The sequence below is a fragment of the Lacihabitans soyangensis genome (assembly GCF_024343775.1).
GTDB classification, from domain to species: domain Bacteria; phylum Bacteroidota; class Bacteroidia; order Cytophagales; family Spirosomataceae; genus Leadbetterella; species Leadbetterella soyangensis.
Genome location: NZ_RJUF01000173.1, coordinates 92,489 through 114,507 on the forward strand (window position 1 = coordinate 92,489; position 22,019 = coordinate 114,507).

Annotated in this window: 14 protein-coding genes; 9 read left to right on the forward strand and 5 right to left on the reverse strand. The window is 37.9% G+C overall.

What is annotated here, in order from left to right; translation table 11 throughout:
- Positions 1-60: 60 nt before the first annotated feature.
- A complete protein-coding gene (gene aroQ / locus EGI31_RS15710; protein WP_255038103.1) occupies positions 61-477 on the forward strand; it encodes a type II 3-dehydroquinate dehydratase in 417 nt (138 codons plus the stop codon).
- A gap of 3 nt (positions 478-480) precedes the next feature.
- Complete coding sequence (locus tag EGI31_RS15715) at positions 481-648, forward strand: hypothetical protein (protein ID WP_255038104.1); 168 nt, start codon at positions 481-483, stop codon at positions 646-648.
- 165 nt (positions 649-813) lie between these two features.
- Here the strand turns inward: EGI31_RS15715 and EGI31_RS15720 are convergent, their stop codons facing one another.
- Both EGI31_RS15720 and EGI31_RS15725 read right to left on the reverse strand, forming a co-directional pair.
- Complete coding sequence (locus tag EGI31_RS15720) at positions 814-2,259, reverse strand: TlpA disulfide reductase family protein (RefSeq protein WP_255038105.1); 1,446 nt, start codon at positions 2,257-2,259, stop codon at positions 814-816.
- A 117-nt stretch (positions 2,260-2,376) separates the two neighbouring features.
- Positions 2,377-3,807 (reverse strand): redoxin domain-containing protein, encoded by a 1,431-nt coding sequence (locus EGI31_RS15725; protein WP_255038106.1) that lies wholly within the window; start codon positions 3,805-3,807, stop codon positions 2,377-2,379.
- Positions 3,808-3,870: 63 nt separating this feature from the next.
- On the opposite strand from EGI31_RS15725, the gene EGI31_RS15730 reads away from it, so the two are divergent.
- Positions 3,871-4,635 carry a YdcF family protein gene (locus EGI31_RS15730; RefSeq protein WP_255038107.1) on the forward strand — a complete coding sequence of 255 codons (765 nt, stop codon included), beginning with the start codon at positions 3,871-3,873 and terminating at the stop codon, positions 4,633-4,635.
- A gap of 85 nt (positions 4,636-4,720) precedes the next feature.
- Here EGI31_RS15730 and pfkA read toward each other — a convergent pair whose 3' ends face one another.
- A complete protein-coding gene (pfkA, locus tag EGI31_RS15735; protein ID WP_255038108.1) occupies positions 4,721-5,695 on the reverse strand; it encodes a 6-phosphofructokinase in 975 nt (324 codons plus the stop codon).
- A gap of 357 nt (positions 5,696-6,052) precedes the next feature.
- Between pfkA and EGI31_RS15740 the strand changes: the two genes are divergently transcribed.
- The 5 genes from EGI31_RS15740 (at position 6,053) to EGI31_RS15760 (ending at position 17,619) form a co-directional block, all read left to right on the forward strand.
- Positions 6,053-8,752: a DNA gyrase/topoisomerase IV subunit A gene (locus EGI31_RS15740; protein ID WP_255038109.1), complete on the forward strand. Its 2,700-nt coding sequence runs from the start codon at positions 6,053-6,055 to the stop codon at positions 8,750-8,752.
- Entirely contained in the window at positions 8,718-9,980 is a 1,263-nt protein-coding gene (locus tag EGI31_RS15745; RefSeq protein ID WP_255038110.1) for a peptidase associated/transthyretin-like domain-containing protein, read from the forward strand. The genes EGI31_RS15740 and EGI31_RS15745 overlap by 35 nt, the downstream gene beginning before the upstream one ends.
- 136 nt (positions 9,981-10,116) lie before the next feature.
- Positions 10,117-11,214 carry an N-acetylglucosamine-6-phosphate deacetylase gene (gene nagA, locus EGI31_RS15750; protein WP_255038111.1) on the forward strand — a complete coding sequence of 366 codons (1,098 nt, stop codon included), beginning with the start codon at positions 10,117-10,119 and terminating at the stop codon, positions 11,212-11,214.
- Between the two features lie 277 nt (positions 11,215-11,491).
- Positions 11,492-17,263: a CotH kinase family protein gene (locus EGI31_RS15755; RefSeq protein WP_255038112.1), complete on the forward strand. Its 5,772-nt coding sequence runs from the start codon at positions 11,492-11,494 to the stop codon at positions 17,261-17,263.
- Positions 17,264-17,376: 113 nt separating this feature from the next.
- Positions 17,377-17,619, forward strand: a complete 243-nt coding sequence (locus EGI31_RS15760) for a hypothetical protein (RefSeq protein ID WP_255038113.1) — start codon at positions 17,377-17,379, stop codon at positions 17,617-17,619.
- 75 nt (positions 17,620-17,694) lie between these two features.
- On the opposite strand, the gene ald is transcribed toward EGI31_RS15760, so the two are convergent.
- Positions 17,695-18,810, reverse strand: a complete 1,116-nt coding sequence (ald, locus tag EGI31_RS15765) for an alanine dehydrogenase (RefSeq protein WP_255038114.1) — start codon at positions 18,808-18,810, stop codon at positions 17,695-17,697.
- A 190-nt stretch (positions 18,811-19,000) separates the two neighbouring features.
- On the opposite strand from ald, the gene EGI31_RS15770 reads away from it, so the two are divergent.
- Positions 19,001-19,465: an Lrp/AsnC family transcriptional regulator gene (locus EGI31_RS15770; protein ID WP_255038115.1), complete on the forward strand. Its 465-nt coding sequence runs from the start codon at positions 19,001-19,003 to the stop codon at positions 19,463-19,465.
- 124 nt (positions 19,466-19,589) lie between these two features.
- Here the strand turns inward: EGI31_RS15770 and EGI31_RS15775 are convergent, their stop codons facing one another.
- Positions 19,590-22,010, reverse strand: a complete 2,421-nt coding sequence (locus tag EGI31_RS15775) for a zinc-dependent metalloprotease (RefSeq protein ID WP_255038116.1) — start codon at positions 22,008-22,010, stop codon at positions 19,590-19,592.
- Between the last annotated feature and the right edge of the window lie 9 nt (positions 22,011-22,019).

Here is a 22,019-nt window from a genome sequence, read left to right on the forward strand (position 1 = left end):
TATGATATTTGTCAATCGAAAGATAATAAAAGTGTTTTTTACCTCGATTTCACCCTATTTATGAAAATAATTATCATCAATGGCCCAAATCTAAACCTTCTGGGAAAACGCGAACCTGAAATATACGGCAGCAAGAGTTTTGAGGATTATTTTGGAGAATTAAGAGCAGTATTTCCTGAAGTAGAACTAGAATATTTTCAGTCTAATCATGAGGGTGCCATTATTGACAAAATCCACGAAATAGGTTTTAGCTATAATGGAATTATACTTAATGCAGGAGGTTTAACGCATACTTCAGTAGCTTTAGCGGATGCCTTGGGAGGCGTAAAAACTCCAGCCGTTGAGGTACATATCTCTAATATTCATGCTAGGGAGGAATTCCGAAAACATTCATATTTATCACCCAAATGCAAAGGACTCATTTGTGGACTCGGGCTTAAAGGCTACGAACTTGCTGTTAGGTATTTTGTGGGGTGAGGATTGGTTACTGGTGAACTGGTTACTGGTGGATTGGTTATTGGTGGATTGGTTACTGGTGAATTGGTTACTGGTGGATTGGTTACTGGTGAACTGGTTATTGGTGAACTGGTTACTGGTTATTTGTTAACCGAGGAGAGACTTAGCTTTATGACATTCATTCGTTCATAGAGGCTCTTTGAAATCGATATAATAAAACAAAGCTCCCAAAATAGGAGCTAATGTTTATTCATAAAAATCATTTTGAATGGTCTTAGAGTTAGTACTTTCTATCAATAATAAACAATTGACATTAAGAAACTCCCCCCCTTTCAAAAATTCGACAAGCAAATCTAACTACCTCTTGGCGGTCATTTTCTTTTCGTGAAATTCTATAAATCCTTTGATTTCTTCCAGCGGAATCCCCTTGGCCAAAATACGCTTTTCGCTATCTAAAATATAGATTGTTGGAGTTTTGTAAACATCGTATCTCTTTCGGAAGTCATATCTCAGTTTGAGATCTAGCACATTTATGAGTCTGACTGTTTTGTATTTTTTTATAAAAGCCTTTGTCTTCGTCAATTCCTCCTCCATATCACCGGTTTCATGAGTACCAGCATGATATATGGCTATGCCTTTATCTTTGGTTTCGTCATAAAACTTCATGAGTTCAGGTGCGTGGTCTTGGCAATGGCCGCAGTCGTATCTGTAAAAATAAACCACAGTGTACTTAGCTTTGATATCCATGAGATTCACATCCCTTCCGAGCGTATCTTGCAGAATCAAAAGTGGCATTACCTTACCCGTGATAATCGGTTTAAGGATATCTACCCTTTCCTGTATCTTGTTCTTTTGAGTTGCGTCCATCCAATCGGCATCTTTCAGGTAATGATTTTCAGCCAAATGCACAAACACGCCATCAAGACCAATGATGTTGATATTTTCATACTTGTTACTCAAAAACCACAAAGTGTACCTATACATCTCTTTGTGTTTTTTTGACATCAGCAACACCCGATCAGCATCTGCTGTGATTGAATCAGTCACTTGATAAACCAGATCTTTAAAGTATTTTTCAAGCTTAGTTTGAAGAAAAGGCGTTCTAATAAATCTTTCATCCGAAAAATCGAGATTTTCAAAAAACTTCTTTTTGTAGGTGCGATACATAAAGGTAGAGTCCTTTCGTCCATTGGCCAAAATGGGCACTTCGGTAGGAAGTTCTGGCTCCATGTTCACCTTTATTATTTTAGCAGCAAAAAAACCTTCGTTGGCTTTTATGGTATTTTTTATGTAGCCAGTTACCTCCTCTTGCATTCCCTTCATCTTCTTTTTGTTGGCTTCTTGGGCTTCAGGCTCTTTATTGGTTTGCAAGGCTTTTTGTATGGCCATGGCATCCTTGGTTTTATCAGAAATATATTTCCTGTAGTTATATAAAACTTCGTTTTCTTTTGAACCAGTAAACTTTACGGTATTTAAAAAATCTGCAGTATCCGCTTCAATAGTGAACTCTGACTCCGTTCCGCTCACCAAAAAATCATAATATTTACTAGCTGATAACACCACCACATACATGCCACCTTGTAGCCCGGCCTTTCCTTTGAATCTGATAACACCATTCTCGGCCTTGGCAGAGTCCACTTTCAAAAACTGGCTATTGCCATAATAATGAGCTAGATGAATAGGCTTTGAGGTCTCTGTGATGCCTTTAAGCTTGACCTTGATATCATAAACATAGGATTCTTGAGCACGACCTAAGAATGAAATAAACAAAATCGATAGTATTAGAGAAAGACGATAAAACATTTTTTTATGATTTTATGGTTTGTTTTAGTTTGAATTCAAGTTCTGTGCCATTTCACAAAAATGAAATGTTAAAACTGGTATTAAATGAAAAAAGCCAGCAGAACTGGCTTTTTTGACTTATATTTTCTTCTTACTGGCAGCTTGTTTTTCCTGAAACTCAATGAACTTATTGAATTCCTCTATCGGAATCCTTTTCCCAAGAATTCGCTTTTCACTATCTAAAATGTAGCTTGTTGGAGTAGAATAAATATCAAATTTGTTTCGGAAAACATATCGACCTTTTGAATCCCAAAGATTTCTCATTTTGCCGGTTTTATAGGTACTCACAAATTTCTTGATCTTATCAAGGTCATAATCTACAGCAACATTCAGCACCTCAATGCCTTTGCTCTTGTTTTCGTCGTAATATTTGACCAACTCAGGAGCGTGGTCTTTACAATGGCCGCAGTCTGGACTGTAGAAATATACAATCGTGTACTTGGCCTTAACATTATGAAGACTTTGCTCCACCCCTAGCGTATCTGACAAAATCAAAGCGGGCATTATTTTACCCGTTTGAATAGGCTTCAAAATACTTACCCTCTCCTGGAATTTGGCCCTTTGGGTACTATCCAACCAATCGGCATCTTTCAAGTAATAATCTTCCGCCAAATGTATGAAAACTCCATCGAGTCCTACTATATCAATGTTTTCGTACTTGTTGGTTACCATCCAAAGTACATAACGATACACCTCTTTGTTTTTCTTGGCCATTTTCAACACTTTATCGGCATCTACGTTGATGGAGTCCGTTACTTGGTAAACCAAATCTTTAAAGTATTTCTCCACTTTGGACTGTATAAATGGCGTACGGAGCATTCTTTCGTCAGTGAAATCTATGTTTTCAAAGAATTTCTTTTTGTATAGATTAAATAAGTAAGTGGAATCACGCTTTCCATTGGCCAGCATCGGGGCTTCATTTGGCAATTCTGGCTCCATATTGGCCTTAATTATTTTGCCTGCAAATGTATTTCCATTGGAGGTTACCGTATTTTTCATGTAAGCCGTTACCTCATCCTGAAGCGTTTTCATTTTTCCACGGTTTATCTCTGAAGCCCCTTGATCTTTCTGAATCTGCATCGTTTTCTGGATGGCCATAGCTTCATCTGACTTACCAGCTAAAAACTTTCGGTAGTTAAACAAAATATCGTTTTCTTTAGAGCCAGTAAATTTCACAGATTTTATATAATCGGTTGTGTCGGCTTCTACCGAAAACTCCGACTCGTTTCCGCTGACCACAAAATCGTAATATTTTGAAGGAGACAATACAATCAGGTAAATACCACCTTTTAGGGGTTCTTTTCCTTTAAAATGTATAATGCCGTTTTCTGCTTTTGCTGAGTCTCCCTTAAGATATTGGTTATAGCCATAATAATGAGCCAAATGCACATATTTATCAGGTTCAACACCGTTCATCTTAACAGAGATGTGGTAGGCTGGTTTTTCTTGTGCAGAGATATTAAAAACTATAGAGTAGAAAAATAAAACTAAGAGACCAAATTTTTTCATACAGTGATTTTTTTGCAAATTTAAAAAATTAACCAAAACGTTCGTATAATTTAACAATTCATTATGTTATTCGTACTTTCCAAGACAATTTCTTTCGTTTTAAAGCCCATCGGAATATTATTTTTACTTGCTCTTTTATCCTTCATAACGAAAAATCGTACCAAAAAGAAACGATTAAACGGGGCATTTCTTATACTTCTATACTTTTTTTCCTGCCCAGCCATAATAAATAAATTCATCCAAGCCTACGAATTTCCATCCGCAAAAATACAAAACACCAAGAACTACACTTACGGAATTTTATTAACCGGCGGATTGGTAAACGAATCCAAAAGTCAAGATTCTGCCTTGTTTCTTGGTCCGCAAGGTGACAGGCTATGGCAAACCGTAGAACTATACCGAGCCAATAAAATTAAAAAAATAATCATTTCCGGTGGTGATGGATATGAACGGCAAAGCCTGACTTTTGCCACTGAGAATGACAAAGCAAGAGAATTCCTATTAAAATCGGGTGTAGATGCCGAGGATATTTTACGGGAAAAAGATGCAGTGAATACATACGAAAATGCAAAATTCACGAAAAAACTATTGCCTCAGAAAACAGAGAAAGTCTTAGTAATCACTTCTGGTTTTCATTTAAAAAGAGCAATAGCCTGTTTCAAAAAGCAAAATATAGATGCAGACGGTTTTGCAACCACACCTATTTCTGAAAATTATCCTTTCAAATGGCAGGACTTCATACCAACTATGGACGCCTTCAAAAACCTTGATATTTTGGCAAATGAGATGATTGGCCTAGCCGTTTACAAAACCTTAGGGTATATTTAAATAATTTAAAACTTATCTAATTATAATTATAGTTCATAAAAAAAGACCATAAAGGTCTTCTTTACTTCTGTTATCGTCATTAAAATTAGATACTAAGAATATGTACCATTCTCAACAAATCGTCGTGAATCGGCTTTTGTTTTTTGATGGTATCTATAAAAGGGGTAAATAGCAATTCGTTGTTCACAATTCCCGCCATTACGTTTTTGTGTCCTTTCATCAATCCTTCCACTGCTGCGAGGCCCATCCTTGAGGCCAAAATTCTATCGTAAGCTGTTGGCGAACCACCTCTTTGAATATGCCCCAATGTTGTTACTCTTATGTCCAACTTATCCCCTACTTGCTCTTTGATTTTTTCAGCAATTTCCGCAGCATGACCTTCCTCGTCGCCCTCAGCCACCACTACGATAGACGATGATTTCGAACGGGTCCAACCTTCTTTCAGAGTTGATACCACTTTTTTCAGTGGTGTGTGTGTTTCTGGCACCATCACTATTTCGGCACCACCACCAATACCTGACTGGATGGCAATGTAACCTGAGTCGCGACCCATTACCTCTATAAAGAAAATTCTGTCGTGAGAGTCTGCCGTATCTCTGATTTTGTCAATTGCCTCTAGAGAAGTATTTACTGCGGTGTCAAAACCAATGGTGTAATCAGTACCATAAAGATCATTATCGATAGTCCCAGGACAACCAACAGTTGGTATTTGATATTCGTTATAGAAAACCTCAGCACCCGTAAAAGTACCATTACCACCAATAGCCACCAAACCTTCGATACCATTAGCCATTAGATTTTCATAGGCCTTTTTACGACCTTCTGGTGTCATAAACTCCTTACTACGAGCCGACTTCAACACTGTACCACCTCTCTGAACTATATTACTAACTGACTGGGAGGTCATTTCAAAAATATCTCCCGAAATCATACCATTATATCCTCTTCTAATACCGTAAACCTCAATTCCATGATAGATAGCCCCACGCACTACTGCTCTGATGCAGGCGTTCATTCCTGGAGCATCTCCACCCGAAGTAAAAACCGCTATTTTTTTCATCTATTACTATTCTGCTTATTTTGATTAAGGGCAAAAATAAGGAGATTTATCATAACCTAAAAACTTAATTTTATTTTGCCCTACCCTATTTTGAAGAAAGTTTATTCTGATTATTCTGATTTTACAAAATATTATTGGAAAAGTTATAAAAAGAAAGGAAGTTTAGATATTTCGTAGTTTGCAAACTTGTAAAAAATCATTAAAACATTTTTCTATTCATAATCAATCAGCATTTAGTTGTTGGAAAAATTCCAATCCTTCAAAAATTGCTAATATTCACCGAAATTGCCCTTTTATCTTTAAAAAAATCCATATTTTTCCTATATTTGCCTAAAGTGAATATAGTATTTGAAATAGATGAGCGACGAGAGTGCTAACTACGACCCTACCCAGCAAAACGAGGTTATTGATGACATGTTTGAGAAGTATTTCCTTGAATATGCTTCCTACGTAATTCTTGAAAGAGCCGTACCCGCCGGCGAAGATGGCCTAAAACCTGTTCAGAGAAGGCTTTTACATGCCCTCAAAGAAATGGACGATGGCCGTTTCAACAAAGTAGCCAACGTAATTGGCTCTACCATGCAGTTTCACCCACACGGTGACGCTTCCATAGGTGATGCCATCGTCAATATCGGCCAAAAAGAGCTTCTTTTGGATATTCAAGGCAACTGGGGAGATATTCGTACGGGCGACTCCGCTGCTGCACCTCGTTATATAGAAGTAAGACTTTCGAAGTTCGCCCTGGAGGTACTTTTTAATGAAGACACCACCGAATGGCAGATGTCTTATGACGGCCGTAAACGCGAGCCAGTAACCCTTCCTGCCAAATTCCCATTGGTACTAGAAATGGGTGTAGAAGGTATTGCGGTTGGTCTTTCTACCAAAATCCTTCCTCATAATTTCATAGAACTTTGCGATGCATCCATAAAATACCTCAAAAAAGAACCTTTTGTTCTTTATCCCGACTTTCTGACGGGTGGCCAAGTTGATGTGAGCAACTACAACGATGGTGCAAGAGGTGGAAAAGTTAAAATGCGTGCGAAAATTGTCGAAGCCGATAAAAAGACTCTCAAAATAACCGAGATTCCTTTTTCTACTACCACCGGTAGCATAATAGAGTCGATAATTAAAGCCAATGATGCGGGTAAAATAAAAATAAAGAAAGTTGAAGACAACACAGCCCGTGATGTGGAGATTATCATTCACTTGGCTCCAAATACTTCTACAGACATCACCATAGATGCTCTTTACGCATTTACCAATTGCGAGATGTCGGTTTCACCCAATGCGGTGGTCATCATTGACCAGAAACCAAGGTTTTTGGGTGTGAGTGAAATTCTTAAAAGTTCAACTGACCAAACCCTACATTTACTCAAAAGAGAGTTACAAATCAGGAAGTCAGAACTGATGGAGAAAGTTCTGTACAGTTCCTTGGAGAAGATATTCATAGAAAATCGTATTTACCGTGATATAGAAGAATGTGAGACTTTTGATGCCGTTATAGAGACCATTGACCGAGGTTTGGAGCCTTTCAAAAAGGAATTCTATCGCGAAATAGTCAAAGAAGACATCCTGAGATTGACCGAGATCCGAATCAAGAGGATTTCGAAATACGATGGCTTCAAGGCAGACGAACTCATGAAACGTCTTCAGGAAGAACTCCTTGAAGTGGAAGACAACCTAAACAATATTGTACGCTACACCATCAATTTCCTCCAAGACCTAATTAAAAAGTACGGAAAAGGAAGAGAAAGAAGAACAGAAATAACACAGTTTGGGGAAGTTCAAGCTGCTGTGGTGGCCGCTAACAATCAGAAGCTATACGTAGACAGGGTTGGTGGTTTTGTGGGCTATGGCCTTAAAAAAGACGAGTTTATTATGGAATGCTCTGACATTGACGACATTATCGTCTTCCGAGCAGATGGCAAACTATCCGTTGTTAAAATCCAAGAGAAGGTTTTTGTGGGTAAAGACATACTTTACAGTGCTGTTTTCCGCAAAAACGACGAAAGGAGAATTTACAACGTTATTTACCTTGATGGTAAAACTGGACGAACTTTTGCGAAACGTTTTGCCGTGACCGGTATTACCCGCGATAAAGAATATGACATCACCAAAGGCTCGCAAAGATCAAAAATCCTCTACTTTTCGGCCAACGAAAACGGTGAGGCAGAAACAGTTACCGTAAACCTTACGGCCAGTTCTACCGCCAAAAAGAAAATATTTGACTTTGACTTTGCCGAATTGTTGATAAAAAACCGTTCAGCCATGGGCAATTTGGTCACCAAATATTCCGTTAGGAAAATTGCGTTTAAAACCGCCGGAAAATCAACTTTGGGTGGTGTGGACATTTGGTATACCAGCACGCTGGGCCGACTTAACAAAGACGAACACGGCATGTACCTGGGTAATTTTGGAGCAACCGACAAAATATTGGTCATATACAAATCTGGAGAGTACGAACTCACCAACTTTGAACTGACCAACCACTATGACCCTAGACAAGTGCATACGATAGCCAAATATGACGAAAAGCGGGCTATTTCGTGTATTTATTATGACGGTGACCAGAAGAACTACCACATTAAGCGTTTCTTGATAGAGACCTCTACTCTAGACAAGAAGTTTATGTTTATAACGGATCATAACCGTTCCGAACTTCTGATGGCTTCGTATGACAAACGACCTAGAATAGAAATTAAATTCAAGAAACAGAGAAAGTCAGAAGTTGAAAAACTACTTTTCAAAGTGGACGAAATGATAGAAGTGAAAGGCTGGAAAGCTTTGGGCAATAAATTGGTTTATGATAAAATAGTAGAAATCAAAACCTTGGACCCTGAAGTTGAAGAAGAAGAGGACGAGGAAATGGACGATGCCGCAGTGACCGAAATTGTAAATAGCGATATTGAAGAAAACGACGAAGAACTAGAAATAGAGTCAGAAAACGAGGAAGAAACAGCACCTGTAAAAGGAGAATTAAAACTTCCAGATTTGCCATCTGGCGAACCTAACAAAACAGATCATGCCAGCGAGGGTGAGCAATTGGGTCTTTTTTAAAAAACTAAAACAAGGTTTCTTTACAAAAATCTTGTCTGTGTTTTTGCTTATACTCGTCAACCAGGGCCTTTTTGCTCAGGGTGGTTATTATGTGGCTAAGGGCAAAATAGTCGAAAAAGAAACATTCTTGCCACTCAATCAAGCCTATATTTGCATACCAAGCACAGGTTACGGGACTGCTCCCAATCTTGACGGTGAATTTATTTTTCAATTTCCCAATTTGAGTTTAGATTCTACCGTAATCGTCTCTTTGATAGGATATAAAAGCATCACTTTCAGAGCCTCCGAACTCAAAAACGAGGACAATGTAATATTTCTTGAAAAAATCCCACTTTTCGACGCCAACTATGGTCTTTCTGATGTGAGAATCATGCTTGGAGCGGCCATAGATAGTATCCATGCCAACTACAACAACCTCCCCTACTACCAAAATGGATTTTACTTAGAGCAAGTAAACTTGCCAACTGTAGGAGCCATAAAAGTCAATGAAGCCGTGTTGCGAGTAGAACGTTTTCCGAACTTGAAACCGAAAGTGGAAAAAGTAAAACTTCTGAGAGGTAGGCGATTAGACTGGAGAGGGCAAACACAAAAAATAGAAGGTTGGGGTTTTCAGAATGGTTCAGACTTGGTTTGTCGGTCCTTTGAAACCACTGTACCTGATTTTTTACAAAAAAAACAAATGGATGCCTATGACTTCAGGCTCGACTCATTGATGACTACTTTTGAAGGATTACCACTGTTTATTATTCATTTTTGGCCATTAAAAACCAAAACCAAAGGAGCAAAAGAAGGTATTATTTATCTAGAACCAGAAACCAAGGCCATAGTTAGAATTGAATACAAACTCACCGAAAATGGCCTCAAAGACCTCATAGATACCAAAACCGGTGCAGTAAAAATTGACGGCAAAGCTACAAGTGCCTTCTATCAATATCGTAAATTCCGTAACAAATGGTGTTTGCAAGAATCAAGGGTAGATTTTGACGTAAACTTTGAGGACAGACTAGATAAAAAATACAAAATAGATACCCACATAATGATGCGTTACGTAGCTTTTGAGAATCTAGAACTAATTAAATCGGGTATTTTTCCAAACGAAATATTGCAATCAACAAACAACTTCTCGAATTCGCGAACATTAAACGCAGATTTCTGGAATCCCTACAATCACATCATCAGCTCCAGAGAAGCCCAAACACTTTCCAACAATCTTATCAAAATGAGGTAAAACAGCGTCCTAATGACCCTTGTTTCTACGGACACCGTGATTTTAAAATCTGAATATTTAAAAAAAAATCGTTTAAAAATCGCTAATTTTGGTTTTAGCAAAACGTCTTATTTAGAATATTCAACCCAAAGAAATAATGACTAAGATTTCTTGTAAAAATCTTTACACAGGTACTGAAAAACTTGAAAACCATAGCCTTGAAATAGTAGATGGTAAAATAATAAAAATAGAATCTTCGAAGAATATTGAGAAATATGACTTTGAAAATCTTGCTCCTACTTTGATAGACTTGCACATAAATGGTGGCGAAGAATATCATTTTACGCATCAACCCAATGCACAAACGCTGAAAGATATTGAGTTTTCGGCCAAAAAAAATGGCGTAGGATACGTCCTGCCCACGCTCATCACTTCCTCAGTTGAAAATATCTTTGAAGGATTATCGGCTGTCAAAAACTATTGCACTGAAAATCCCGATTCTGGAGTCCTAGGTATGCATTTGGAAGGTCCTTTTATTTCTGTAAAAAAACGAGGAGCACATCTCGAAAAATACATTCAAATTCCGACCGACGATATTCTTCGAGAAATCATTGATTTTGGGGGTAAATACCTTAAAATGATAACTGTAGCTCCCGAAAATTTCACAAATAATCAACTGAGTTTCTTAATAGAGTCTGGTGTTAAAGTTTCTGTTGGCCATTCAAATGCGACCTTTGAACGAGCTCAAGAAGCATTTGGCTTAGGAATAAATCTGGTCACACACCTTTTCAACGCCATGTCGCCATTTAATCACCGTGAACCGGGGTTGGCGGGGGCAGCACTTTCGAATGAATCCGTTTTCACTCCATTAATCCTTGATGATGTACATGTAGCTATAGCAGCAGCGAGGCTTGCTCATAAGCTCAAAAACGGCAAATTGTTCCTTATATCAGATGCTTTGTTTCAGAACCATAAAAAGCAGAATTTCAAATGGGATGAATTTGATGCGTTTTTAAAAGACGGAAACTACATGAATTCGGATGGAAATTTGGCTGGTGCTACCATCTCAATGGCCGATGCGGTAAAAAATGCTACTAATTGGCTTCATGTAGATACCTCCGAGGCAATTAGAATGGCCACCAAAACACCTGCTGAAGTAATAAAAGAAGAAATTGGAGAATTAATAATTGGAAGTCGGGCTAAATTCTGCACTTTTTCGAATGAACTTGAAGATTTAAAATATCTCGAATACTAATTTTCATTTATTTCTGAAATTTCAATACTATTCTTATTTATTAAATATTCTATACTTACTGAATATACAGTAAATATATTTATATTTGAAATATCAAAAATGGAACAGTTCTTGAATCCAATCTCCTAATGACCAATAATTTGTAGCAAAACCACAGAATAAAATTCTCAATTTGGTATTAGAAGGTTTTGTTAGTCTGAATAGTTTTGTGCTTTCGCATTTATAAAATAACCACCCAAAGATAAATTTGGTGGCCTGTAAATTTCAACATATATTGATGAAAGCCAAGATATTAGTCTTCATTTTTACCATTTTTAGCTATTGGGCCAAGGGGCAAATAGTGGTAAATGAGCTAATGTCTTCCAACTCAAACACCATTAAAGACAATACGGGAGCATTTTCTGATTGGATTGAGATTTTTAATGCAGGAAATACAACCGTAGATTTGCACAATCATTTCCTAAGCGATAACCCCGAAAAACTAGACAAATTTCAGCTAAAAAGTGAAACTGGAGACCTGAAAATAGCACCAAAAGGTTTTCTAATAATTTGGTGCAGTGGCTTCCCAAACCGTGGTGCCAATCATGTATCCTTTTCATTATCAGCAAATAATGAAACAATTATCCTCTCCGGTCCAGACCAAAAAATAATAACTCAGCTAGATTTTAAGGAACAAAGAAAAGACGTTTCTTATGGCAGAACAACTGATGGCGGCACAGATCTCAAATATTTCAAAGAAGCTAGTCCCAATAAAAGTAATCGGAATCAAGAAACATATCTGGGCGTATTACAACCGCCAACATTTAGCAAGAAAGGTGGATTTTACGATGGAGCATTTTCCTTACAAATCAGCCACCCTGACCCAAACGTCAAACTGATTTACACCGAAGACGGTTCAATTCTAGATGCAGGTAATTTACTCGGCAAAAACTATTTCTACAAAAATCAATATGCCGAGATGCCGGGTCAAAGTAATGGTCCATTACTCACAGGCACCATAAAAAGCACTGTCTATCAAGCACCTATAAACGTAAAATCCAAAAAAGACGCGGCTAACTATACCAGTCTAAAATCATCCACTTGGCACTACATTCCCTTCTATGTACCACAATATTTGATACCTAAGGCCACGGTCATTAGGGCTGTTGCCACAAAAGCAGGGTACCTCAGCAGTGAAATCGTTACTGAAACTTATTTTTTGGACAAAAACTATAACAAAAACCCTGATTTTGATCTTATTTCCTTGAACATACAAGAAGATCATTTATTTTCTTTCGAAAACGGTATTTACAATGCAGGCAAACTTTTTGAGGAATATCGTTTAAAAAATCCAAAAGCCACTTCAGAATTTTGCACACCTGGAAATTTCACAAATGAGGGCGACCTTTTTGAAAAACCGGTCAATTTTGAGCTCTTCAGAGCTGATAGCCAAGCAGTAAACCAAAATATCACTTTCAAAATCCATGGAGCTTGTTCTCGATCTATACCTTATAAAAGTATAAGATTGTATGGCAAAAATGACTTTAATAAATTTCCTTTTTTCAAAGAAAATCCAGACCTGCTTCAAGACAATTTTATATTGAGAAACTCCGGAGACGATTACACAGGAACACTATTTCGGGATGTTTTCTCACATAAACTGATGGGCCATTTTAATTTTGGAAGTCAGAAAACACAGCCTGCAGTGGTGTATCTTAATGGCGAATATTGGGGAATTCAGGACATCAGAGAACGTTTAGACAAGTATTATTTGAACAGAAGATATGGCGTAAATCTCGAAAACATAGATCTGAGAAAGATAATTTGGAATGGTCCAGACGAAACAGAATACGGTGACGATATTCATTATAACGAAATGATTAACTTCTTGAATAATAACAATTTAAGCATCAATCAAAATTATGAAAAAGCCATCACTTACCTCGACCCCGAAAGCCTAATTGACTACCAAATAGCTGAAATATTCATAGGGAATGTAGACTGGCCGCAAAATAATGTACGTTTTTGGAGAAATAGGACACCCAATTTTGCTCCTTTTGCTCCAGCCGGTCTGGATGGTAGGTGGCGGTATCTTTTCTATGATGCAGACAAAAGCCTCGGAATGATTGTAAACGCTCAGCACGACGCACTTGAAATAGCCTTACAAAAAGAAGAGAACAGTATTTTCAAGGCCTTTATAAAGAATGAAAACTTCAGAAATAAATTCATCCTGAGGTTTTTAGATCAGCTGAACACTACTTTTGAAAAGACCAACTCACTGAAGATTTTCAATGAATTAATGGCGAGCTATAGCCCTGAGGTAGAAAATCACATTAAACGCTGGAAGACTATCGGAAGTTTTGCTCAATGGCAAAACAACTGCAAAGTGGTAGAAAAATATCTCAATGAACGCCCTGAGAGCTCTATTAGGTTTCTAAAAAATAGCTTTGGGCAATACCAAGAGAAAACGCTTACAGTAAGTTCTATCGACCAAGACATGGGTTATGTGCGAGTAAATTCTATCAATATTAATGCAGACCAACCTGGAGTAACGCTAAAAAATGACGGCACTTGGCAAGGAAAATATTTCAAAGAGTTGCCGTTCAATATTGTTGCCAAGCCGCTTCCTGGACACCGCTTTTTATATTGGGAACATAATAATGTGAAAATAACCGATAGTGTTTTGGTAATATTCCTAAACCAAGACGACAGCTACAAGGCTTATTTTCAGCAAATTGCAAAAGCCGACGAAACCACTATTCCCCCAACTTCATTAGCCGACTGCGGTTATTTTCTTAACGAGTGGAGTTCTTTTTCTGCTAAAGGTAGTTGTCCTCCAAACGCCAAATTTGTATTTTTAAATCAAAGAGACCCCACTATCAGTTCTAAGATTGCAGGATTTACCTCTGGAGAATTCAACCACGACAACAGGTCAAGGATTGTAGGCTTAGAAAAAGAAGGTGTTTCATTTATTAACACCGGTGGCCCAGCAGAGCACGATGGATATCCTTACGGACAGCTCGGCGGAATTATTGTCGCTGCCAATACACTGGGAATAGACTCCGCATGGGTTTCTTGGAATGCAAAAACAGTCACTCCCGGAGGTCGGAAGTACGGGTTGAAACTGATGTACAGAGTTGGTGCCAACGAAGATTTTAAAGAATTAGACGCAAAAACCGATTATGTGGGTAGTAAAACTGCTAAACACAGCACCAAATTTGAAAGAATTCCTCTTCCTAAATCTGCCATTAATCAACCCTATGTTCAGTTTTTCTGGAAATACTATTACACTGGTCAAGGCAAAAACGGTGCTAGAGATGAACTCGGCCTTGATGATATCTTATTTGAAACCAACCTAGACCTTCAAATACCGAAATCAAAAGTCAGCCTAAACAACGGAATTTTGAGCCAACTAAATAAAATATCAAGTGCAAATTCATTTAAAGTAACAAATACGGTTTTCGAAATAACGGCTGAGAATTTTTCAAGCGTTAGGCCCAAAGCACCAGTTATAAGTTCTAAAAAAACAGAAGTATGTGGAACAGAAAAACTGGTACTCAAAGCCAATGGTTGCCTTAATGGCACCATGTTTTGGTCTAATGGAGAAGTTGGAAAGGAAATTACAGTAACCGAAGGCTCCTATTATGCCTACTGTAGTGCCAGCTGTGGAATCTCCGAGAATTCTAATGAATTAAGTATTACCAGAGTTACTAAAACCTCCGCACCAGTTATAGAAGCCACAAAAGACAAAATTTGTGCAGGCGAGTCTGTGACTTTAAAAGCAAATTTTTGTTCGGGGGAAGTTTTTTGGTCAACCGGACAAAACGCCAAAGAAATTACAGTAAAACCTACCTCGATAGATACTTACTCAGCCAGATGTGAATCAAACCAATGTAGGAGCGACGAGTCCGAAAAGAAAAAAATAATTATTGGTTTGCCCAATAAACCCAAAATAAAATTAAACCGTACAACGCTTTGTGTTGGAGAGACCGCCTATCTGACGAGCGAAAACTGCGAAAGTAAAATAGAATGGTCGAATAATTCGTCGGGAGAAATATTAAAATTTGTGGCAGAAAAACCAGGCGACTATGTCTTTCGTTCACGTTGCATGTCAGTAGACGAAACCTGTTTTGGTGCTTGGTCGGATCCACATTATCTTACGGTAAATCCGGCTGAAAGTAGTCCAAAAACTTTAGCCGAGTTGATTTATGATTGTACAACAATCAATTTAGACTTAAAATCTGCCATCCTAGATAGTTCAAAGAACAATTCAAGCTATGTCTTCCATAATAGTCCAGATTTTTCGAAAAGCCCGATTTCAAGTACCAAAAATGTAGCAACCGGCGAATACTATGTTTACAAAAAAAACAAAAATGGATGTAATTCCATGGCTTCCAAAATAAATGTTAAAGCCGTGGATTGTAATTCCAAAATTGCAGAAACCATTTCAAAAACCAATACCGATTTAGCGGTTTACTTGAATGCCAATAAAAACATAGTAAGTAAAAACGATGAGGTTGAATTAGAGTTAAAGATACAAAATACAGGTTCAGTTAGGGCTAGCAATGTTGTCATAGAAGTTGAACTGCCATGGAATATTTCGTATATCGCCCAAAGCAGCAATGCCAAAATAGAAAATAACACCTTGATTTTTAAAACATCAGGTTTAAATTCCAAAGGAGAAATAAGCTATAAAATCAAAGGAAAGGTTATACAATCGGCCAAGAGTTCGGTGACGGCAACCATTAGAAGTTTTGACCAATACGATTCCAATCTGAAGAATAATAAAATTGTTCTGGACCTATTTTCGTTCAATGGCTTAGGTCTTAGTTTAGAAGATGGACCAACACTGTCTTTAGGTAATAACGTGTTCGAGAAAAGCCTGGAGCTTTATCTTGAAAACTCAAGTGATGAAAATATAAGTCCGATTCAAATTAAGCTAAACCTCAACAAGGTCTTTGGTTCTGGTGCAAAGTTTCTAAAAAATGAGCTGAAAATAGAAACAAATGGCACTTTTGCTCTGAATAAAGATTTTGATGCAACAGCGGAGAATCAGACGCTGCTTATTGACAGTCTTAGTTTTTTAAAAGCACAATCCAAGAATAGTATTAAAGTGACTTTCAGAGCAGATTTAAGCCAATCAAGCCAAACCGAGTTTCTATTAAATGCGGAAAGCCTTTACCGAAATTCGACATTGGAAGTCTCTACCAACGGAAACAACCCAGACCCTGACTTCGACGGTGATTTTGGAAATAACAACGAACCGACGATTTTGAAATACAACCTTCAACAAATAGACAACAGTGCTATTGGCATTTCACAAACTATTGTAGACTCTGTAAAAACAGACCCATATAATCAACGTTTTACACTCATGGTTTTGGTAAAAAACTTAGGCAATACGGAACTAAAGAATATATCAATATCTAACAATTTGAGAGAATCATTCGGAGCCAACATTTTGGTACAGCCAGTTGGAAAAACCGCTGTCAGCGAAAATTCAAGCTTGATAATCAATGAAAACTATGATGGTATTAATGAAATAAATCTGTTGGCAGCAAGTGACTTTAATGTACTAAAATCAGGTGAAACTGATACCCTGCTTTATACCATCAACCTCAATCAAAAAAATACCGGCGGACCCTATTTTCATAATTTAATTGTGAGTGGAACTTCAAAAAACGGAAAAACTGTATCAGATACTTCAAACAATGGATTCCAAATTATTCCACAGTTTTCAGATCCAACTATTTTCAGGGCGGGCGAATTCTATAAAGACAAGGTGATTGTTTTAGGCGGATTCTCACCCAACAATGACCAAGTCAACGACGAATTATCTATTTTCATTCCGAACGGTATCCAACTCGAATTTTTAGAAATATTTAATCGTTGGGGCGTAAAAGTCGCCGAGTTTTTCGAAAGAGACGTAGTCGACAATTATATAGAATGGAATGGCAAAAGTGGCTACGAAAGTACAACCTACAATGTTTCTGATGGTACTTATTACTATGTTTTGAAAGTTAAAAATGACAGCAAAGTCTATTCTAACTTCATTACGGTCAAAAAATAATGTAATTTCGCTCCTTATATCCCTATCATTTAAGAAACAAGAGTTCATATATTAAATTTATAGTATTTTCAATAAATACTGAAATTACTATTAAAACTATACTTTCAAAACTTATGAATACTAAGGAAACAATAGCAAAAGCCTTAAAAATGCTTCAAGAAGGAGATTGGGAAGGCTCGCATAACATAGCTCAGTCGAAAGAAGGCCACCCAGACTATGACAGACTCCATGCCCTGCTACACCGAATAGAAGGTGACCAATGGAATGCCAAATATTGGTATAATAGATGTAAAATGGAGTTCCCGAAAATTTCTATTGAAGAAGAAATAAAGATGTTGTTGGAATACTACAGTTAAGTTATAAAAAAAATAAATCCCCAAAAAACTTCAAGGATTTATCATGACAAAAAAATATAACGTTTGGGGAAATCCTTAAATAAATTGGTCCTCTAACTCACTAAGCGTTAGATTCCAAGCATCTGCTACTCCTTTATAAACTACCGCACCATTTACAACATTTAGTCCTTTTTTAAGCTCTTCGTTTTCTGTACATGCTCTTTTCCAACCTTTATTAGCCAATTGTAAAACGTACGGCAAAGTGGCGTTAGTCAAAGCCAGTGTAGAAGTATATGGCACAGCACCAGGCATATTTGCAACACAGTAATGAACTACTTCATCAATCACAAAAACTGGATCTTCGTGAGTAGTTGGTTTACAGGTTTCTATACATCCACCCTGGTCCACCGCCACGTCTACCACCACAGTGCCTGGTTTCATCAACTTAAGCATATCTCTGGTTATTAGATGCGGAGCTTTCGCACCAGGAATAAGTACAGCACCAACTACCAAATCCGCCTCTTTGATGGCTTCTTTGATATTGTATTCGTTTGAAAGTATGGTGGTTACATTGGCAGGCATAATATCAGACAACTGTCTTAGCCTATTAAGACTAATATCCATTATCACTACTCTTGCTCCCAAACCTGCGGCCATTTTGGCCGCCTGCGTTCCCACGATTCCACCACCCAAAATCAAAACTTTACCAGAAGGAACTCCCGGAACACCTCCAAGAAGAACACCTTTTCCCTTTTGAGGCTTCTCAAGGTATTTCGCTCCTTCCTGAATGGCCATTCTGCCAGCCACCTCAGACATTGGAATTAGCAAAGGCAATGATCGGTCTACTTTTTCTACGGTCTCGTAAGCCAAACAAACCGCACCACTTTTGATCATGGCATGAGTTAGTGGCTCAGAAGAGGCAAAGTGAAAATAAGTAAATACCAATTGGTCTTTTTTAATGAGACCGTATTCCGAGGCTATAGGTTCTTTAACTTTAACTATCATTTCGGCTTTTTCATAAACCTCCTCGATAGTCTCCAGAATGGTGGCTCCTGCTGCCGTAAATTCAGCGTCTGCAAAACCACTATTAAAACCAGCGTCTTTTTGTATGTAAACTGTGTGACCAAACTTGACCAGCTCCATGACTCCAGCTGGAGTCATGGCTACTCTGTTTTCGTTATTTTTTATTTCTTTTGGTACCCCGAGAATCATGTAGTTTGTTGAGAATGCATTGCGACGTGCCGATGCTTATTGTTTTTGAAATGTGGAACAAAATTATATTATAAAGAATATTTTTGTGCATAGAGCTTCAAAATAAGAAAATAACTATTAATTTCACTTAAGAAACAGAATATTTTACGATTATTTAAAATTATTAATAAGAAAAAAGGAATATTTTCGGATGAAAATCAAGATAGACGATATAGATAAAAAGATTTTGATGCTCTTGCAGCACAATTCTACGCTGACATACAAAGAGATTGCTCAAAAAATCAACCTTTCTCTCAGTCCGGTTCATGACAGAATCAAGCGACTGGAGCAGGAAGGTGTGGTAGAAAAATACGTGGGAATACTGAACAAAAAAATGCTAGGTGTAGGCCTTACGGTATTTTCACAAGTTACCCTCATTCGCCAAACACGAGAAGTTTCTCAGATATTTGACATCGCCATTAAACAGCTACCAGAGGTGGTAGAGTGTAATTTCGTTTCAGGAAGTTTTGACTATCTATTAAAAATAATTGTGGCAGACATGGAAGCCTACCACAATTTTCACCAAATGAAGCTTTCTACTATTGAAGGAGTTTCATTGATAAACTCGTTTTTTGTGATGTCAGAAGTGAAGAGTACTACTGAGATTATGCTTTGAAAAGTTAAGTTTCAAAATATCAGTAATAAAAAACAAAATCCGCCAATTCAACCAATAACCTGTTGACAAATAACCAATTTACCAAACAACCAATAAACAATTAACTATTAACCAATATCCAAAATCAATTCCCGCAATCTAACCAATCATAATCCTGATCAATTGGCTGACCATCTGGGGCAATGAAGAACGATTTTTTATCGGCGGTTGCGTCTGTACTTTTTATCAGTTTATCCATGTAAATACCAAAACCACCTAGAATAGGCTGATTTTTAGCAAAATAAGTCTCTATATCCTTCAATTCGGCCATCACATTGCTTTTTGCTTCCAGATTGACCACCGCATCGTTGGCCAGTTTTTTGAGTTCTGTAACATACATCTCGGCTACTACTCTTTTTATTTGTCCCAAATAATTATTTTTCGAAAGGCTTTCATTCTTTATAATTGAACCCGTCATTTTGGTGAGAACTTCTGAAAACGGCGGCAAATTCTTATCATATATCTGCTGAGTAGCCAGCCTAGAGGCTCTTCTTGGCTCCAACATCAAGCTTAGCGACAATTGTGCGGCACTCTCGGCAGGAGAAAGTACATCAAAACTCATTCCTGTATGACGCTTAAAGGTCTCTTTTGGATTAGCAGGATATCTAAAAGGTCTTGGCGGAATAAGTGTCAACAATTGTTTTGGAACGGCCAAAAACTCTGGTTGAATAGTTTCTAAGAGTACAGAAAGGCTTTTCCTCTGGGCAACAGCATCTACAGGCACATAAGTTTTCTGCAAATCTCCATTTAGTGCATTGGTATAAAAGGCACCACCTATAGCTTTTGAAGCGGCCTGGACCTGATATCTGTGAAACATGTACATCGGCACAAAAACCTCCTCCAAAGTCGTCATTGGAGCATTTTGAGGTATTTTTTTCTCATCAAAATTCTTCAAAACATGATTTCTAAGTTCCATCAGACGCTTAAGTTCATCTGTGGCATCGCCTCCGTTATCCCAGAGGTGGGTTTGTGGATGCACCGATCCGTCTGGTCTGGCATCCTGATCCGTCAAAAACTGTTGGTTTTTGCGAAACATATTCTTCACTATTCTCTCGAGCTCTGCCTTTTCATCGACATTTTTCGGAAAATCTTGGTAACCCCAAGTGATGGAAGTCTTGTCATAATCACCAATTCCCATAGCATAGGCCTCCGACAAATCCACTTTTCCATTATTCAAAAAAACCAATGGATGTGGATAGTCCATTACTGAGGCACGACCTTGAATACTCGATATATAATTATGTGGTAAACCCAAAGTGTGGCCAATTTCGTGAGCCGAAAGCTGTTTGAGTCTATCCAAAGCCAATTTGTTCATCAAAGAATCACTTTTGCCAGGACTAAAATCTCCCGCCAAACCCTGAGCCAACATGTAATCTTGTCTCACTCTTAGTGAACCTAAGGTAACTTTTCCTTTCAAAATCTCGCCCGTACGTGGGTCAATCACACTCATGCCATAAGACCAACCGCGTGTACTGCGGTGCACCCATTGAACCAAATTGTATCTCACATCCATAGGATCAGCATCTGCAGGTAGCATTTTTACTTGAAAAGCGTTTTTGTAACCCGCTGCCTCAAAGGCTTGATTCCACCAGGTTGCCCCCTCAAACAAAGCCGAACGAATAGGCTCCGAAACTCCAGAATCTAGATAATACACAATAGGTTCTACAGCCTCGCTCACCGCAGCGGAAGGGTCTTTTTTCTGCAGTCTATGTCTTGATGTAAATTTCTTTATAATTGGCTCATTAATAGGCGATGAGTAATCGTAAAACTCAATACCGCCGTAGCCAATCCTTGGGTCGTATTCTCTAGGTTTATAACCAGGATCGGGCAATTTCACAAAAGAATGATGCTGGTGCATGGTTACGAAGTCGGTGTTAGGAGCAACTTCGGATAAATAATTTCCTGCTCCACTCCCACCCAGTGTTATGACTGCCTGAAACTCGGTATTTTTTGGAAAAGACTTACACATAGGTGGATAAATCCCTGATCTCGAGAGGTCGAAGTTGTACGCTCCTTGCTTAGTGTTGGCAATGTCCTTAGCAGCTCCCAATGCGTCTCTTAATAAAAAAGGTGTAAAATCGATTAAGAATACACCATCTGTATTTTTCAGAATTTCAAATCCAAAAAGAATCGATTTCGCGAAAGATTCTTCAACTGCCTTTTTTTCCAGAGGGTCATTCGTGATGGCTCTGAATCTATAGTTGGGTTCGGTCATCATTATTTTATTACCTAATCGCTCAAACTTGAGAATGTGTTCGTCACTCAAGCGGCCACGGTCGAGACCGATATCGTTAGAACCCAAACCTTGAGCTAAACTTGGATAATACAAAAACTCTTGACCAAGATCTTTGACTTCTAGGAAGACCTTCCCCTTGGACTCGTTCCAATAAAAAGTAAAAAAACCTTCTACTTTTTTTGCATCTTTGAGCTGACTATCAACATCTTGAGCAAATAGAGACAAAGGAATAAATAGAATTAAAATGAAAGATAGTACATTTTTTTTCATTGGTTTTCT